This window comes from Citrobacter sp. RHBSTW-00859 (genome assembly GCF_013729795.1).
GTDB classification, from domain to species: domain Bacteria; phylum Pseudomonadota; class Gammaproteobacteria; order Enterobacterales; family Enterobacteriaceae; genus Citrobacter; species Citrobacter braakii.
In genome coordinates this window covers 2,549,994-2,565,235 of sequence record NZ_CP056284.1, presented here as the reverse complement: position 1 = coordinate 2,565,235, position 15,242 = coordinate 2,549,994, and the positions used below count along the sequence as shown (strand labels likewise).

At 47.9% G+C, this 15,242-nt stretch carries 20 protein-coding genes; 1 reads left to right on the top strand and 19 read right to left on the bottom strand.

All coding sequences use genetic code 11. The features are described from left to right. Positions 1 to 8 precede the first annotated feature (8 nt). Positions 9 to 812 (bottom strand): hypothetical protein, encoded by an 804-nt coding sequence (locus HV302_RS12820; protein WP_000589340.1) that lies wholly within the window; start codon positions 810 to 812, stop codon positions 9 to 11. Between the two features lie 58 nt (positions 813 to 870). After that, positions 871 to 2,217 carry an ISNCY-like element ISLad2 family transposase gene (locus tag HV302_RS12815; RefSeq protein WP_076611902.1) on the bottom strand — a complete coding sequence of 449 codons (1,347 nt, stop codon included), beginning with the start codon at positions 2,215 to 2,217 and terminating at the stop codon, positions 871 to 873. A 226-nt stretch (positions 2,218 to 2,443) separates the two neighbouring features. On the opposite strand from HV302_RS12815, the gene HV302_RS12810 reads away from it, so the two are divergent. Next, on the top strand, positions 2,444 to 3,076 hold the full coding sequence (locus HV302_RS12810) for a DUF6904 family protein (RefSeq protein WP_001567369.1): 633 nt from the start codon (positions 2,444 to 2,446) through the stop codon (positions 3,074 to 3,076). Between the two features lie 28 nt (positions 3,077 to 3,104). Here the strand turns inward: HV302_RS12810 and HV302_RS12805 are convergent, their stop codons facing one another. The 17 genes from HV302_RS12805 to HV302_RS12725 form a co-directional block, all read right to left on the bottom strand. Beyond that, the gene (locus HV302_RS12805) at positions 3,105 to 4,508 is read right to left on the bottom strand and encodes an ISNCY-like element ISKpn21 family transposase (RefSeq protein WP_001567368.1); all 1,404 of its coding nucleotides are present in this window, start codon (positions 4,506 to 4,508) and stop codon (positions 3,105 to 3,107) included. A 322-nt stretch (positions 4,509 to 4,830) separates the two neighbouring features. Further along, positions 4,831 to 5,364: a DUF2514 family protein gene (locus HV302_RS12800; RefSeq protein WP_181625905.1), complete on the bottom strand. Its 534-nt coding sequence runs from the start codon at positions 5,362 to 5,364 to the stop codon at positions 4,831 to 4,833. Continuing rightward, positions 5,361 to 5,861, bottom strand: a complete 501-nt coding sequence (locus HV302_RS12795) for a lysozyme (protein ID WP_181627462.1) — start codon at positions 5,859 to 5,861, stop codon at positions 5,361 to 5,363. Before HV302_RS12795 ends, HV302_RS12800 begins: the two co-directional genes overlap by 4 nt. A gap of 19 nt (positions 5,862 to 5,880) precedes the next feature. Continuing rightward, positions 5,881 to 6,087 (bottom strand): HP1 family phage holin, encoded by a 207-nt coding sequence (locus HV302_RS12790; protein ID WP_050547389.1) that lies wholly within the window; start codon positions 6,085 to 6,087, stop codon positions 5,881 to 5,883. 69 nt (positions 6,088 to 6,156) lie between these two features. Beyond that, positions 6,157 to 6,495: a phage baseplate plug family protein gene (locus HV302_RS12785; RefSeq protein WP_071446448.1), complete on the bottom strand. Its 339-nt coding sequence runs from the start codon at positions 6,493 to 6,495 to the stop codon at positions 6,157 to 6,159. Beyond that, positions 6,496 to 7,110, bottom strand: a complete 615-nt coding sequence (locus tag HV302_RS12780) for a phage baseplate protein (RefSeq protein ID WP_008324361.1) — start codon at positions 7,108 to 7,110, stop codon at positions 6,496 to 6,498. An 83-nt stretch (positions 7,111 to 7,193) separates the two neighbouring features. Next, a complete protein-coding gene (locus HV302_RS12775) occupies positions 7,194 to 7,460 on the bottom strand; it encodes a DUF4282 domain-containing protein (RefSeq protein ID WP_071446446.1) in 267 nt (88 codons plus the stop codon). 10 nt (positions 7,461 to 7,470) lie between these two features. Then, complete coding sequence (locus HV302_RS12770; RefSeq protein ID WP_181625903.1) at positions 7,471 to 9,528, bottom strand: tape measure protein; 2,058 nt, start codon at positions 9,526 to 9,528, stop codon at positions 7,471 to 7,473. Between the two features lie 127 nt (positions 9,529 to 9,655). After that, a complete protein-coding gene (locus HV302_RS12765; RefSeq protein ID WP_226999269.1) occupies positions 9,656 to 10,084 on the bottom strand; it encodes a hypothetical protein in 429 nt (142 codons plus the stop codon). A 49-nt stretch (positions 10,085 to 10,133) separates the two neighbouring features. After that, positions 10,134 to 10,562: a hypothetical protein gene (locus tag HV302_RS12760; RefSeq protein WP_008324353.1), complete on the bottom strand. Its 429-nt coding sequence runs from the start codon at positions 10,560 to 10,562 to the stop codon at positions 10,134 to 10,136. A 2-nt stretch (positions 10,563 to 10,564) separates the two neighbouring features. After that, positions 10,565 to 11,932: a DUF3383 family protein gene (locus HV302_RS12755; protein WP_181625902.1), complete on the bottom strand. Its 1,368-nt coding sequence runs from the start codon at positions 11,930 to 11,932 to the stop codon at positions 10,565 to 10,567. After that, complete coding sequence (locus tag HV302_RS12750; protein WP_181625901.1) at positions 11,933 to 12,715, bottom strand: phage neck terminator protein; 783 nt, start codon at positions 12,713 to 12,715, stop codon at positions 11,933 to 11,935. It lies immediately after the preceding gene. Next, the gene (locus HV302_RS12745; RefSeq protein ID WP_057063258.1) at positions 12,715 to 13,068 is read right to left on the bottom strand and encodes a hypothetical protein; all 354 of its coding nucleotides are present in this window, start codon (positions 13,066 to 13,068) and stop codon (positions 12,715 to 12,717) included. Before HV302_RS12745 ends, HV302_RS12750 begins: the two co-directional genes overlap by 1 nt. Next, positions 13,065 to 13,538 carry a hypothetical protein gene (locus HV302_RS12740; protein WP_171845820.1) on the bottom strand — a complete coding sequence of 158 codons (474 nt, stop codon included), beginning with the start codon at positions 13,536 to 13,538 and terminating at the stop codon, positions 13,065 to 13,067. Before HV302_RS12740 ends, HV302_RS12745 begins: the two co-directional genes overlap by 4 nt. Positions 13,539 to 13,659: 121 nt before the next feature. Then, on the bottom strand, positions 13,660 to 14,019 hold the full coding sequence (locus HV302_RS12735) for a DUF4054 domain-containing protein (protein ID WP_071687678.1): 360 nt from the start codon (positions 14,017 to 14,019) through the stop codon (positions 13,660 to 13,662). 9 nt (positions 14,020 to 14,028) lie between these two features. Next, on the bottom strand, positions 14,029 to 14,283 hold the full coding sequence (locus tag HV302_RS12730; protein ID WP_071687677.1) for a hypothetical protein: 255 nt from the start codon (positions 14,281 to 14,283) through the stop codon (positions 14,029 to 14,031). Between the two features lie 3 nt (positions 14,284 to 14,286). Then, a complete protein-coding gene (locus HV302_RS12725) occupies positions 14,287 to 15,225 on the bottom strand; it encodes a major capsid family protein (protein ID WP_071446437.1) in 939 nt (312 codons plus the stop codon). Between the last annotated feature and the right edge of the window lie 17 nt (positions 15,226 to 15,242).

Here is a 15,242-nt window from a genome sequence, read left to right as displayed (position 1 = left end):
CTAAATCCTTATATTTTACTTAATGAATTATTTACAATCCAATCAATTGCGCCAGAGGTGCGAATCCAAGGCTTTATATTATGATTCACATAATAAATGGCTTCATCCATTCCACCTAACGTGATATATCCACTGTTAGACTTGATCTGTAATCTGCACTTCGATAACAAGCCGGGGATGTGTCTATTAGAATCAATCGCAGCTTTAGCGATATCATCGGCATCCGGGGATGACTGTCGGTAGGCGAGTAGGGCGCGTGTATACTGAAAAAACGAACGCATATCCCCAGGATAATCGTCCAGTAGCAAGGCCAGATCATCCACCATTTCAAGCTCAAGGTAATAGTTCGCTAATAAATGACGAATCCCCTGGTTATCGTTCGGGTTGAGCTTCAGCATTTCGCGGCTATGAGCCATAGCCGGATAAAAATTACCAGACTCCCATAAGGCCTCAGCCAAAGCTGCTTTTGCTCTCATATATGGACGTGTTTCGACAAATCCCCAGAAACGTCCTGCGAACTCCTGAAAATCCTCGCCAAGTGCAATGCTGGCTGCGTACAAAGCAGTCTCCAGCTTCCCGATTTTTGACTCAGGAGGTTCTTGAGATATCTCGCAGTAGAATGAGTATGCGTCAGCACAGAGCGGGGATTTCTTGATAGCTTTTCTGATGAGTTTCAGCACAACTTCCAGGTCATCATTTTCCCAGGCATCGAACATGAACTCCTGAGCCGCAACCAGATCTAGATGTAATTGCTCAGAGCTGACAGCAGTTTTATACAAATCAACGCGCTTTGTAGTCGGGAATTTAATCATCTCAAGTATCCTTTTGGGGACTCACTGTTCCGGTACTTTGCAGCACTGATGGTCGATTCTATCGCTTTGAACTTGCCACAAACAAGCTCGGGTCTGCCAGAACGGGATTGATAGCCCGGAGCTGTTCCTGGATGCGCACCTGAGCCTTACGGCTGGGCGATTTTTTGCTTCGTTCCCGTTTGCCTTCGCTTTCCCGCTCATCCTGTTTTACCTGAGCCAGTCGGAGTACAGTCCCGAGACGTTTGTTATCAACAATCTGCCCCTGGTCGACACAGGCCAGCTTATCAAATGCCTGGCACTTAAGGCTCCGGTGCCCATAGAGGAAGGCGAGGGTGCCATCGGGATAATCCAGTACTTTAATTTTTTCACCGGCAAGACGGCTATTTTCTTCTGTGGTGTCCATGAGATAAAGGATCTTATCGTACTGGAAGGTCAGTGATTTCGACACGGTACGAACATCATGCCAGGCAAAGATGTCTCTTAATTCATCGGGGCTTTCCTGCACCGGACGATGCAAATCTTTGGGGAACTTAGCCGGTCGTGAAAACCGGCTGTTAAAGTCAGCGATGAAAGTGGCAAGCCAGGCATTTGCGGCCTCAATGCCGGTTATACCTTCCAGACGCATTTCTTTGATCAGCCGATCCTGAAGTGTCTGATTCGCACGTTCCACGCGGCCTTTAGCTTCAGAGCTGTTGGCACAAATAAGCTCGATTGCCAGGTCATAAAGCACACGTCCGAACTGGGTAACGGTGGTATTGCGTTTCTCCGGACCACTGACGCGAAATATTGCGTGTTTGTCACTGTACAGCGATACCGGCTTCCCATGCTGCTCGATGTATTCCCGGGTTGCCAGCATGTAGTCAAAGGCTGTTTCTGACTCGCTGAACCGCAAATGCATCAGACGCCCGGTGGCATCATCGATAAAGACCAGCAGGCAGCATTTTGGCGCACGGCCTTCAAACCAGTCATGGTGGGAGCCGTCGATCTGGATAAGTTCACCCAGACAATCACGCCGATGTCGGGGTTGATAAACCCGTGACTTACGGCGAGCATGCGGGACCCAGAGTCCGTCAGACGTCATCCAGTTGCGGACGGTCTCGATTGAAAGCCGGATATTATGGCGCTCTCTGAGTTTTTCTGCGGCCAGTGTGGGCCCAAAGTCACTGTAGTTTTCACGTATCAGCGTGAGTACTCGTAGTTTGAGAGATTCGGTCAACCGGCGGTTGCTGGGCTGGCCGCGTTTGCGGCTGACAAGTCCTTCAGCACCAGAAACTCGGTAACGATTGATAAGTCGTTGCGCCTGACGTTCTGAAATGCCAAGCTGTGATGCTGCATCACGACGGCGTAGACGCTTTTCACAAACTGCCTGTATCACCGGTAGGCGGTGGATCTCTTTATCTGACATGGTCACCAACATGCGTTGAGCCCCTTAGAATTGCATTCAGTTTAGCTTACTCTAAGGTGACGTTTCTATCTGGATAAAAAGTGACATTACTAAATGGTTCTAACAATCTATGTCAAGGCTCAATTGAAATGTCCGTTATCCAGCTCAATTAAAATGACCACTTTGATCTCTCATTCTCTTTACTGATAGACTTTCCTCCGACTGAAACAACAGGATGATTGAGCCCATGCTTCGATACGAGTTAACGCCGAACAATGCAGGTTTTATACTGTGGGGAGATTCAGAAGCCCTGAATGAATTACATGAACTCATTCATTACATCGTGGATGAAAGCCCACTGATTAAAGTTAAAGACGGATTTATGTTATCCCTTGCCTATGATATTCGTAAAGCACGGGAAGGTAATCGTCGTGTTGAGCAACATCAGTATGATCAACATGATACATATAAGCTTTATGGTGTTGAGCTTTTATGGCCTCTGGTCCTGGTACAGTCCTCAATACTCAGAAACTCAATGGGTTATATTCAGACAGACAAAAACCAGCTGTCTGTCATGTATGCCTTTGAATACCTGATAGAATCAGCATTAACAGAGTCTGAGAGAACAACGTCGAATGATATTATGCTAACAGTAAAATATGCATCAGACTCTGATTTTAATTTCATTGAGGATAATATTGACAGCAGGTGCTGCTATTTTATCAGCCTATCTCCGGAGCAAAGAAAAAAGCAGTTAATCAGTATTGTTCGTTCTTTTCATTCATTATGGGGTAAGTATGCCCGTGAAAAGCAGGACATAAAGATGCTGAACGAAATGAATAATACATCATGGGTCTGGCCGGACAATATCAACTGGTGAGCAACCACTGTCCGGCCAGTGAGTACCATCAGCGGGCTCTTTTACCAAAAATGTCCTCTGAACGTGACTGAAGCTGTTTGAGTGCTTCGAGCATGTCATCATTATCCAGTGAGCGCTGGGATTTCTTCCCTTCCTGCTTTGGCCGTCGTCGGGAAGGGCCATCTCCAGCGGGAATTGACTGAGAGCGCGTGTTATCCCGCTTGCTCTGCACCAGACTGATAAACTCCAGGGTTCGGCCAAGACGCTTGTTATCGACAATCGCGCCCTGGTCGATTTCTGACAGTCGGTCGTAGGTAGAGTAGGGAAGTAGCGTACCGTTCAGGCGCAGCTCTTTTCTGCCATCAGGATAGTGATACACATCGATATATTTACCTATTGCACGGCGACTCAGTTCGCTGTCTTCAATCAGGTACAACATTTTATCATATTGTATCGTCAACGATTTTGAGACTTTACGTTTTTCACGAACAGTGAAAATAAGCCCCAGGTCCTCATCATGTTCTACAGCACGGTGTACGTCAAAATCATGTCGCGGTACTTTGCCAAAACGGCGGTTATAGTCAGCCATATAGGCCTCAGCGAAGTCATTTGCAGCCTCCATTGAACAAATGCCCTGTAACCGCAGCTCTTTGACCAGACGATCCTGTAAAGTGAGGTGAGCTCGTTCTACACGCCCTTTGGCGGGACTGGTTTCTGCACAGATAGTCTGGATGTTCAGTTCATGCATGGCTCGCCCAAACTGAGTATGCCCGTCTCCGCCTGTGGCGTGTTTATTGTTAACACGAAAAACACCGGCTTTATCGCTGTACAGTGCCAGCGGTTTACCATGCTTATCGATATAGCGCCGCGTGGCTTCGAAGTAAGAAAACGTGGACTCCGATTTAACAAACAACAGTTCCATCAGTTTGCTGGTTGCATCATCAACATAGACCAGCGCGGTGCAGGCCGGGCCACGGCCTTCAAACCAGTCGTGATCACAGCCATCTATTTGTATCAGCTCACCAGTACACGGACGCCGGTACCGTGGTTGAGGGATCCTTGCGGCACGTTGTTTACGGGGAACCCATAAGCCAGCCCGCACCATGATGCGCCGGACAGTTTCTTTGCCAAGAAACAGTCCGTGGAGTTCTTCGAGCTTTTCACGCGCCAGAGTCGGACCGAAATCAGCATAACGCGTCTTGATCAGTTCCAGAGCCTGATCTGCGAGCCCGGGTGGCAACTGGCGGTTACCACGCATGCCACATCGTCTGCTGGCCATACCAAGCGGTCCGCCTTCACGGTAACGGGCAAGAAGTCTGCGGCATTGCCTGTCGCTGATACCGAGGTGCTCGGCCGCACGGCGCGTTGTGATGCGACGTTCAATGACGTCCTGTATAATCTTGATCCGGTTGATCTCTTTCAAAGTAAACACTCCTGAGCTTTCTGCGCTCATGATATGCCTCCCGGTAGTTTAAACGGACCAGTGAAGCTTACCATAGCGCGGACATCTGAATTGAGCCACAGGCGGACATTACTATTGAGCCATTACAACATCAGTGCGCATAATGTATATTATGTTAAATGGCGTGGCGTAACGCGTAAGTCGCTTGTAATCTACGTTAAAACAGAGAAAGCCTTCTCTCCCATGCCTTTCATCGTATATGTAGTTCACATCTAATGCAACTACAAACAAGCGACCAACATCACAGCCCCGCCCTTTTCATTTCATCACCCCTTTTATCAATCACATACGGGCATTAATTGATCCGTTTCGATCACTCAACAGATCGCGTTACTGCTTCATAGGTGCGCTCGCAGACGCTCCCGGCGCTTGCGGCTGCATCAGCATACTTAGCGATTTCTCCCGCGCGGCGGTCAGATTCTTCGTACAGGTCGGCAAGCAAACTTGCGGTTTCGGCGGCTGTCTGCCTTCTGGCGGCATCTGCGGAAATGCGGCTTGTTTCACTGGCTGCGAGTTCACGCCTGATATTGGTAATTGCTCCGCGCAACCTGTCAGCAGCATCGTTAGCAGTAACGGCATCAGCCAGGGCTTTTTGTTTTTCCTTTTCAGCGTTATTGACAATTTCCTGTGTTTCTTTGTGACGGCGCAATTCTTCATTACGTTGTTCCTTTTCCTGTTTCAGTTGCGCGGCTCTGTCAGCTTCATCGCGTTTTGACCATTCAAATTGCCAGTCTTTGCGCTCCGCTTGTTTTCCAGCCTCATAAGCCTGCTGGTGAATTACATAACCTGTCCCGCATAAAACTGACGCAACCAAAAAACCAGTTAAAAGCGTGTATCTGGTTTTCATTTGTCCAAACCCCAGCACGTTAATTCAGATTCCTGGTCTCGTCGGATAACCTGACCGTAACAATTATTCTCACGGATGCGGCAATCACGCCCGGCGTCATGCACCCAGCGTTTTATTTCTGCGCATGCCCCGAATCTGTCCCCGGCATTTAGCTTTTTGTAAAACGTTGATGTGAAACATTTACCGGGACCAATATTCCACGGACAAAATGATGCAATGCCAACTTTCTGAGGTTCACTTAGTGGCACATGGACATTTTTATCGACCCATGCCAGCGCTTTAGCCTGTTCAGCCTTGTCTATCTTGTCGCATTGCTCACGCGTTAATTTCATGCCTTTGATTACCGACTTTCCATTAACGTAAGTCACACCGCCGCAAATAGTCCAGACTCCCCGGCTTTTGTCCTGATATGCTGTCAGACTTGTACCTTCTTTTTCATGCTGAAATTGTGCCATCATCACAGGAGCGCTTGCCCCGGCTGCAATAAGTGCCAGCATTACCGCGCTTAGTTTGCTTTTATTCACAATTAATATCTCTGGTTGTTGAACGTAAAAACTTTTTATGTTCGTAATACCAGTTGACAAAAAAAGTCCCTATCGTGCAGAAAATACCCGTTAATACCGCCCATTCATTTAGAGATAACATTGCCATTGCGACTGTAATCACTCCTACGCGGTATTTAATCCAGTCCCAAAACTTAAATGCACCAAATACCAGAGCCATAAACAAAACAGCTACAACGGCTAGTTTTCCAGATGGCAATGCCGCCTTTATTTGTCTAAGAATCCTCACTTAATCACTCTCCGTTTCGTCATAAAAGAAAAGGCCAAAATTGCCAGCAAAAGCATACACATCGCCAAAAGGCTCATTAGGACGTAAACGCGCAACACCGACCGCGCCAGCCCCGGCATAACCTGGTATTTTCCCGCTAAGCCTGTGCCAGACACCCGGACGCAAGCAAATTTGTGACAGTGTAACCGCTCTGTCAGCGTCAGATATTTCCAGCCACCATAGTTTTGTTGTGGTCGCATAGAACAATCGCATGTTCAAAACCATGCCATTCAGAGATGATGTAAATTCCTGGTCTGCTATGGATGGGATTACGTTGATTTCGTAGTAAGCAGGCTGCATTTAAGAGCCTCCCAGCATGCGGCGCATCTTCTCAAGCGCGAAAACTTTTTGAGGTTCCTTTTTTGCATCAACAGGCGCGGCGCTTTTCTTACCTGCGGCAACTGTCCCCTTCCCTGCCGGATTGGAAGTTTTTGATTGTGCTGATTTATTGCGCGAACGCTGGAATGTTACCGTTTCGACTTTTTGCGCGGTCAGTTTGATGGTGTAGCAATTTTTCTTAGGTACGGCTTCGATATTTAGCGATTGGATAACGCTTTGAGGCATCGCCATAAACGATGTGTAAACTGATACAAACTCTTTTAACTCATAAGCCGCCATGATTTGCTGAGCCTGATTCATCGCCCAAATCATGTTTTGCGTTGTATAAAGCAGTCCATATGTATAAGGGAAATCAGCACCAGTAATGATGCCTTCAAAAGATACAACCTTTGGATCGTCTACCGTGCCGTCAGAGATTTTATAACCTGTTTCGACTTTCCCCTGAGCTATGGTGCGTTTCGCTTCAAACCCTTCTCTGGTCTTTAGCCTTAGTGACACTGTAACACCAGATTCAAACACCATAACTGCGCGTTGGTCACGTGGTGCTGAAATTGCACCCTCCATACCGTCAGCCATGAAAACCCCATAAAAAAAATCCCCTACGTGGAGGGGATTTTCACACCTTATTGGCGTGGGTAACATTGCGTGACCGCTGGCGATTACTCCGCTTTCTTTTCCTCTGCTGCCTCACAGATTCTACGAAGGTATTCATTATTTTTGAATGAAACCATAATCAACTCAAAAATAACTCTTGTCGCGATAAGTGATACAGCAAAGCTAATACTTACCCCTTCTCTCTGCTGTAACCAGCTTAGAATAGTACCTGCGATAAGCAGTATCGTAGCGAGCCAATATACAATCGTAATGATTTTTGGCGTAATCAATGTTTCAAATGTTGCAAAGTTTTTAAATTCATTTTTTGGCATCGCATCTTCCTTATCTCGCGCCCGTCGATTCTGCAATATTACCATCAATATTCCCGTAGGTGTTTCCTGTATCATTGATATTATTCAAAGTTTCAGCGGCTTCCTTGCCACTGTTAACATGAATGTGCGTGGTCTTATTACCACTGTTGCTAATGGTCTGATTCCCTGCTGTAGATGGAGAAGGCATTAAACCAAGTGTGTTTTCTATGCCCGGTAGAGGATTCAGGTCAAACATATCATTTAACCCACTTAGCGCTCTAAATGTGGGGGCTAATGGTGTTAAGTTATACAAGCCATTCACTACTGCTGACAACGGACTTTCAATCGCATCAGTGAAAACACCGTCACTTTTATCGTTTTTTGTCGCAGAATTAACGCTTATCGCTGCTTTGCTTGCCAAGCTAACAATGGTTCGGAGAGCCGATATTAAATTTGGATAACGTTTTTCAAATTCATCAAAACTTCCGAATAAGCTATCAAAGATGGTTCCACCTTCACCATTCAACCAGGCTTTCCATTCAACAAAAGCCTCATAAACCAGCCAGACAGCCGCGCCAATGGCGAGGAAAGGCCAAAGCGCCGCCATAACCGGAACTGCCAGCGCGGTAAATGCCGCACCAACAGCGCCAAGAATCCCAATGAGTATGGCGGTTTTACTTTCATCAGCCAGCGTAGACCAAAACTCAGCAACTTCTTTCTCGGCTTTCCTCGCCAGTGGAATTAAGGTATTTGCCGCCCAATCGGTAAATTTTTGCCACTCGCCGCCGATGGTTGCCTGAGCTAAGAAGGCTTGCCAGTCATTTTTCATGACTGTCATTGTCTGTCCCCACGTCCAGCCCTGCTTTTTCAACAAATCTATGTTGCTCGCCGCCAGCTTTTCAAAGGCTTTAATCATGGTTTCTGAGGTCAGCTTCCCTTTTTCTGACATTTCACGGAGTCCTTTAACGTCTGTACCAAACGCCTCAGCTACTTTCGGTGCCATCGTCCCTATCGCTTCCATGAATGAGCGGAATTCATCGCCGCCGAAGCGGTCTGATGAAAATGCCTGCCCCATCTGATAAAGCGCTGCATTGACTGCCTCAGCACTGCCACCGCCTAATTGCAACGCCCCTACAAGTCCCTGTGTTGCGGTTATCGTTCTTTCCTGCGAAAGCCCTAATTTTTGTGTCGCTGTCGCCATATTGGTATAAGTGGAGATAAACGCCCCGCTGTCGTTTCTAACGTCGCTTGCCGCCGCGTTAAGGGCAAAAAATGCCTCTTTTGCATCCCCTGTAGTCTGCGCCAGTCGTGCAATTTGTGCCTGTTGGCGCTGGATAGAATCAAGGCTATCAGCCAGAGCATTACCAGCGGCGACAATACCCGCCGTCAGCCCCGCGCCAGCCAGCATGCTATCAACACCAAATGGATTACGTGTCGCTTTCTCTACACCCTCTGCAACAGGTTTCTTTTTCGCCTCCAGCGGCTCGCCGGAAAAGCTTCTGGCTGAGGTATCGTATTTTGAGAATGGATTACCGGCATTTGGATCTGCCAAACCACCAGCCCGACCTGCTGTCCAGCCAGAGCCACCCGGAGGCGGTATATTTATGCCTCCACCACCAGACCGACCAGAAGAAAATCCAGAGTCTACATGAGGCGGTAAAGTAGACCGACCAGCGCGAGGCGGCGGGAGATAACCGCCAAACTCATTATTATGCGGTAGCCGGTACAGATTATTGGCTGGGATACTGATTTTATCCGTCAGGCCGCTGGTTGTACCCTCTACGGCTGCACGTGCGACCTTCTGAGCCTCTTTTCTAACTGTATCGGCTAATGGCGTCCGGCTAACCAGATTTGCGCCTGTGGCGGCTATTGTCGCTACTGCTGCCGTTGTTGCTACAGATGGCGCACTGGCGGTACTGGCTGGCGCATATGGGCTGGCGGGTTTCAGGTTGTTAACGCGCTTAATGGCTGCGTCAAGCTGGTTTACTTTGGCAATTGCGCGCTCTATGGCTGCGTCAAAACTGTTTAATCCCTCCAGTTCGGGGATAACGTCAATTTTCGTTACGAGATCGGCTGACTGGTCTGTCATTTTTTCACCTTACTAAGCGCGTGTTGAACCGCGTTATCGAACTGGATAACGGCGGAGGCTCTCATAATGGAATCGAAGGAGGCGCGGCCTGACGCTACGGCGTCGTAGCTAATCAGGCCGCTTTCAATCACTCGCCAGATGACGAGCTCTGTGCGGATGGTTCGGTCAAGGTTTTCAGCAAGGCGTTGAACAATTGCCGCATGGCTCCCTGCATTGTTGCCGCTGTGTCCAGCCCAATATTTTTTTTTAACCCTGCTGTTACCGGAAGAATGGACAATTTAAGGCACTCAAGCGCCACCAGATACACATCAGCAATGTTTGCTGCGGTGAAATTGGTGTTAACTGCGTCCCAAGAATCCAGAAATTCGCCGTTATCCACCAGTTGGGCGCGTGACTTTGAAAGCAGCGTAAACAGCAATTCGTCGTGGTCTTCGCGGTTGAGCATACCGAAAATTTTCGACGACATAGACAGGATGCTTTCTACCTGGCTGATACCGTGTTTCGCCAGAATTTCAGCTACACGCAAGTTGAAGTGAACAGCATCAAAGGCGCTCATACGGATGATGCAGTATTTTTTTCCGTTAATTTCTACGTGTTTGATTGAATCATCCATTGGTTAAATTCACCCCAAGAATCGTTGAATCAAGCTCGCCCGTCAGGAGTTTCCATTCCAGTGTTTGCGCTCCGACGCCGTTATTTGCACCATCAGACGGCTGACGGGCAAACATCGCATAGCCCAGCCGGTGCACGGAAAGATTGCGTGTGTTGGTTACGGTTACAGGAATGACAGCTTTTGTCTTTTGCATCAGCGCCAGCGCGGTATTTACCGGGGAATTACGCTGCGTGGTGAATGTTACTGAGCCTTCCTCGCTAGGATTCTCAATAAATGACCAATCACCGCCGATGCCGGATGAAACAGTAATCTGGTCGTCCGGTACTTCAACGATGATATTGCTGTCTTTCGCCAGGCCAATTACCGGGACAACACCGACAGTAATCAGCCAGTCTTTTGAGGACATATTGCCTAAATACATAATTAAATCCCGTAGGTCAGTGCGGAACCAACAGCATCTACATGCTTGATGGCGTAGCGAAGATAGAATCTGAATTTAACGGTCAGGTCGCCTTTAATGCGCTGGGTCGCGCTGACTTCTGCCATTGTTGGGCGGATTACCTCGTATCCACGGACATAATCACCGTTTTCATCGGTAAAGTTTTCCAGAATACCGCCAGCAGTCTGACCTGCTTTTAGCGAGCTTTCCATCTTGTTACAAACGACTTCATACCCCGGCATGTCGTGACCAACTTTGTTACGGTTCACAAAAAGAGTTGCGAGGTCTTTTTGCATGCGGTCAGCCTGCCAGTAAGCAAAGCGCACAACCTCAATAGACTCACCGTCACCACATGTACCCGGATAAGTTACCGTGATGCCGGAACCGTAATCCTCAAACGTGTTACCGTTGAATGCCTTGATTTTCTGGTAATCGGTTTCGGTAAAGTCATCGGCTTGTACGGCATTAAGCGTCTTAAGCGCCCATGTTTCTGAGCCCGGTTGCATAACCAGACAGCGACCAGCCAGAGCAGCATCAAGGAAGTTCTTTTCCCGTTTAGTGGATACGGCAAACGAACCTGCAATATTTTTTTCAAAGATATATTTAGTGATGTTGTCCGTCGCCCATGTTGGCGATGAATAGTCATCAATAAATACTGCCATTTTATCAATCTGCGATTCAGTCCAGTCAGTAATCACTTTCTGAATTGAAAGGTCGCGGGATGGGGTCATGAGCATGAAGAACTTGTTATACTGGTTCTTTATGGCTGCAATTGCCTGGCTAACTGCAGCCGACAGTACGACAGATGATTTGTGAACGACTTCTGCACCTTCCAGATAAACAATGCGCCCATCGACAAGGAACTGACCTGCTGTGCCAGAATCAGCAACGATATCAGTCGCTACTCCTGTGCTTCCTGACCATGCTGTGCCGTTAAATTTCGCATAACGATATTCATCGCCCTTAACATAGCCAATGGTCGCTTTTGTGCCCGATGGCGCACCAACAACCGGAACATCAGTTAATTTAATCATGGTCTTGCTGTAGGCTGAGGAAAAATCACCGACTACTACCGTGTCTGGCGATGGGCTTTGCGAAAAATAAGCCCGAACAGCCAGAAGATTATCACCAGAAATACCATCAGCGGCAGCATCATCAGGAGCATTTTCACCGCTATAAACCCGGTACAGGTCTTTGAAATTTTCAACTTTTGCGCTTTCATACGTCGAATACTTCAAACCAAAAAACGCCGCGCCCGGTGCAAGGATAATCCCCACACCGAAAACGCCATATTGGGCGGCTGTTGTTTGCCGTCCAATTTTCACACTAAAAAGCCTGCTTAAATTCGCCATTTATGCACCCTTGATATGGAACGTCACTTCGTTCGCTTTCACCGTTGCGCTATCAATCCAGCGCTCTTTTTTGTAGTGCTGGAAAACAAATTGCAGGGTTAATGTCACCTGTGCCATTTGCTGATAAACGAGGTTATCAATTAGAGGTGAGCTATTCTCGAAATCGCCTGAGCGGTCAATGACGCAGTTGTTATCAAACTGCCAGAATTCCCCCTCAGTTGAATCGACCTCATAAAGAAAGTTTTCGAGATATGCCTGAGCGTCGTCAGATGAGCGAATCGCAATGATTTGAGCGGCACAGTTATAGTGATACACCCTGTAGTCACCGTCCCAAGTTTTGGCGAATGGCTGCGGCTCACGCGCTGACGAAAGTAAATGAATGGCGGTAAACGGGTCTTTAGGTTCTGGTAGCTTTTGCTGGGCGTATAGTGGTTTATCGCCTGTTAGCTCAAGAAATGCCTGGCGAAGCCGAACCATAGCAAGATAAGGTGCGCCACTTAGTATTAATGGTGTTGCCTGAGCGTCAGTCTCTTTTAACGTCCCTTTAGGAAACTTAACGACATTTCCCACATCAATACGGAAATTTGCCGGAATGGTAATGCTATTTCCGTCACCCTCATCCAGAATAACCGAAGTAATGAAAGATGGATCTCGCCCGTTATATGGCGTAAATAAAACATCCTTACTGTTGCCGTTATCGGAGAAAGTCGCCTTCTCAGCACGGTAATCTGAATAATCGACCTCCCCCGAAACGGTCATTAATTTAACCGTATATATACTCATTATTCCACCAGCGCTAATGCGTCTTTTTCTTTCATGCCAAATAATAAATATTCATAGTGACTAATGACGCCGTTCTGCCATTCCTGACGTTGTACCACCTCATAATATTTGCCAGCACAATGCACGATAGCGCCGTTATGCTCGCCTTCCTCGGTTACTGCTAAATCAGCTTCCCCTATAGCCTCCATATGGTCTTGAGGCTTACGAGACGCAAGATACGTCTTAAATGAGCTACCGCCGTCTACTGGTTGCATACTGAGGAATGCTGTTTTCTGTTCTGAATATGCCTGGCGAACCATGCCACCCACAATTTCAATAGGGAGTGGTTGCCAGTATTGGATTAATCGTCTCATGAAAAAGCCCTGTAATTTACGGTCTGAATAAGTACCCCGCTATGTATCAGCGGTTTAGTGCTCCCTTTCCGGGCGATGGTGATATCTGAGTTAGGTTTGTATAGTGCGGAGTCTGCTATAGTCTTGCGGGTAATCGACACGGCTTTAGCGCCGATTCTGGCTATAGCTTGCTGAGGTGTTATTCTTCCAAGCGCTACGTCACGTAAAATATCTCTGTACTCATTTGACCTCATCCAGTCTGAAATGCGGTCTGATGCAAATCTCATAAACGGACGTTCGGGGATTAATTCCCAGCCCATCGCGTTTTTAGTACCAAAGTTATTCCATGCTCCATAAAGCGCCACATCAACGCCGTTATTGGTTTTTCCCCGGTGAATACCAACAGTCAGTTTTATGCCTGCCAATCCCTTGATTCGCTGGCGTAAAACCCGGTCAAAACCCTTTGTATCTAACGTTGCACCACCACGCATAGATCAAACTCCGAATTCATTTTTTAAAATCTGGAATATTCATCTGCGAAAGTGCGCTTTAACCATTTTTATACCGTGGGCGCCAAGGCTGACCAATCGCATTTATCAGGATAATATTCTGCTAATCGGCATGACCGATGAGAATACAACCACCAGACAATGAGCCTATAGCGTCTGAGAATTCCTCGCCCCACGTTGTACCCTGCCAGCCTGCCTTTTGTGCTGACTCAGTAAAGGTCATTGCCACTTTCCCTTCACGGCGGCTTGCCACCCCGCGAACACTGGCGCTTATTCCCTCAACAGCTATCGGGGCGAGATTTGCGGCAACATACAGCGCTTTGAGGCGCTCTACGTCATAACCGTAATCTGCTGCGGCTCGAAGGTCGTAGAGCCGCTCACATTGAGAAGAAAGGGCGCTAATAGCGCCCTCATCAAGTGATAACCCCGGTAGCAGAATGGCAAGCCAATCGTTTACCGTCATGCTGTGCCCCTACTCGTCGTCGGATTCAACTACGCCATCGTGCTCTTTATTGAGCTTTTCTGCGTCTGCGGCTGAAACTTCTTTTAACCAACCTTGATCAAGAAACTGCTTAACACCTCCAATAGCCAGTGTTGCAGCGTCAACCGCTACCGCCTCAAGTGGCGCAATGGATATAGTGATAACAGTCCCTTCACTGTTTTTTGCACCGATATGAATCGGCGCTTGTGTGGTGTTGGTTAGAAACTTTTTCCCTTTCTCAGTCATGACTTAAACCACCTTAGAAGATTTAGCAGCAGCCAGCGGCGCACGGACGATTACGCCAGCGGAGCGCGACAGGCACGGAATAGACAGGTCAAGCCCACTACGTTGCACTGGCAACTGACGGAACAACACCGGGGTAGCCTGTGCGAAGTGGCGGCGGTTATTCGCCAGCGCGATACAAATACCGTCATCATCCAGATCGGAGTTTTTGCGGAAAGTCACTTCCGGGTAAGAAGTTCGCAGGAATGACAGGACTGTGCCGAGCGTACCGCTAAGGCGTAGCCCCTGAATTCGCGCCCATGCCTTAGACGGCATATGGAACTCATTTACTTCGTAGATTTTGGTGGTGTTCACTGCAGCGATAATTGCTGAAACATCATCGCAAATTTTATCACCGTCAGTCGTCGCCCATGCACCGGCTACTGCTACCAGAGGAATATTCGGATGCTCGATAAAGCCGATAATCTGGTATTCCTTATTGCCACGCCACAACAGATTAGAAACTGTGCGCTCATGCGCTTCGCGGGTATTCAGCGCCAGCATGTTATCAAGCGGCGTACCTGACATTGCCGCTGCCATAACGTCGCTATAGGTATAGCCATAGCCGAGGCCAATATCGTACATCAGCGCGAAGTATTCCCGGCCTTTAGCGCTCATCATCGGCATATCAGTACCGAATGCCGCCATGATTTTTGCCATACCTTGTGCCGAGTACATGCGATACCCCGCCCACTTAGCCCCTTCGTTAATCCCTGGCTCCTGCTGGAACATGGTTAACGCTACGGGGGCGGGCATTTCTTCCATGTAAACATCTTTAGACATGGAAATCAGGTCGCGGGCAAAAATTAGCCCTTGCTCGTCGGTGTTAACTCCCTGCATTACGCCAGTTACCTGAGCTTCGGTAAAAAGCTGCGCCATCAACGCGGCTAAATAGTTCTCATTCATATTTCGGAGGTTCCCTG

Bases quoted from the DNA above. Each gene is read 5' to 3' on its own strand.
- HV302_RS12820 (WP_000589340.1), bottom strand. From the start codon at position 812: ATGATTAAATTCCCGACTACAAAGCGCGTTGATTTGTATAAAACTGCT.
- HV302_RS12815 (WP_076611902.1), bottom strand. From the start codon at position 2,217: ATGTCAGATAAAGAGATCCACCGCCTACCGGTGATACAGGCAGTTTGT.
- HV302_RS12810 (WP_001567369.1), top strand. From the start codon at position 2,444: ATGCTTCGATACGAGTTAACGCCGAACAATGCAGGTTTTATACTGTGG.
- HV302_RS12805 (WP_001567368.1), bottom strand. From the start codon at position 4,508: ATGAGCGCAGAAAGCTCAGGAGTGTTTACTTTGAAAGAGATCAACCGG.
- HV302_RS12800 (WP_181625905.1), bottom strand. From the start codon at position 5,364: ATGAAAACCAGATACACGCTTTTAACTGGTTTTTTGGTTGCGTCAGTT.
- HV302_RS12795 (WP_181627462.1), bottom strand. From the start codon at position 5,861: ATGCTGGCACTTATTGCAGCCGGGGCAAGCGCTCCTGTGATGATGGCA.
- HV302_RS12790 (WP_050547389.1), bottom strand. From the start codon at position 6,087: ATGGCTCTGGTATTTGGTGCATTTAAGTTTTGGGACTGGATTAAATAC.
- HV302_RS12785 (WP_071446448.1), bottom strand. From the start codon at position 6,495: ATGCAGCCTGCTTACTACGAAATCAACGTAATCCCATCCATAGCAGAC.
- HV302_RS12780 (WP_008324361.1), bottom strand. From the start codon at position 7,110: ATGGCTGACGGTATGGAGGGTGCAATTTCAGCACCACGTGACCAACGC.
- HV302_RS12775 (WP_071446446.1), bottom strand. From the start codon at position 7,460: ATGCCAAAAAATGAATTTAAAAACTTTGCAACATTTGAAACATTGATT.
- HV302_RS12770 (WP_181625903.1), bottom strand. From the start codon at position 9,528: ATGACAGACCAGTCAGCCGATCTCGTAACGAAAATTGACGTTATCCCC.
- HV302_RS12765 (WP_226999269.1), bottom strand. From the start codon at position 10,084: ATGAGCGCCTTTGATGCTGTTCACTTCAACTTGCGTGTAGCTGAAATT.
- HV302_RS12760 (WP_008324353.1), bottom strand. From the start codon at position 10,562: ATGTATTTAGGCAATATGTCCTCAAAAGACTGGCTGATTACTGTCGGT.
- HV302_RS12755 (WP_181625902.1), bottom strand. From the start codon at position 11,932: ATGGCGAATTTAAGCAGGCTTTTTAGTGTGAAAATTGGACGGCAAACA.
- HV302_RS12750 (WP_181625901.1), bottom strand. From the start codon at position 12,715: ATGAGTATATATACGGTTAAATTAATGACCGTTTCGGGGGAGGTCGAT.
- HV302_RS12745 (WP_057063258.1), bottom strand. From the start codon at position 13,068: ATGAGACGATTAATCCAATACTGGCAACCACTCCCTATTGAAATTGTG.
- HV302_RS12740 (WP_171845820.1), bottom strand. From the start codon at position 13,538: ATGCGTGGTGGTGCAACGTTAGATACAAAGGGTTTTGACCGGGTTTTA.
- HV302_RS12735 (WP_071687678.1), bottom strand. From the start codon at position 14,019: ATGACGGTAAACGATTGGCTTGCCATTCTGCTACCGGGGTTATCACTT.
- HV302_RS12730 (WP_071687677.1), bottom strand. From the start codon at position 14,283: ATGACTGAGAAAGGGAAAAAGTTTCTAACCAACACCACACAAGCGCCG.
- HV302_RS12725 (WP_071446437.1), bottom strand. From the start codon at position 15,225: ATGAATGAGAACTATTTAGCCGCGTTGATGGCGCAGCTTTTTACCGAA.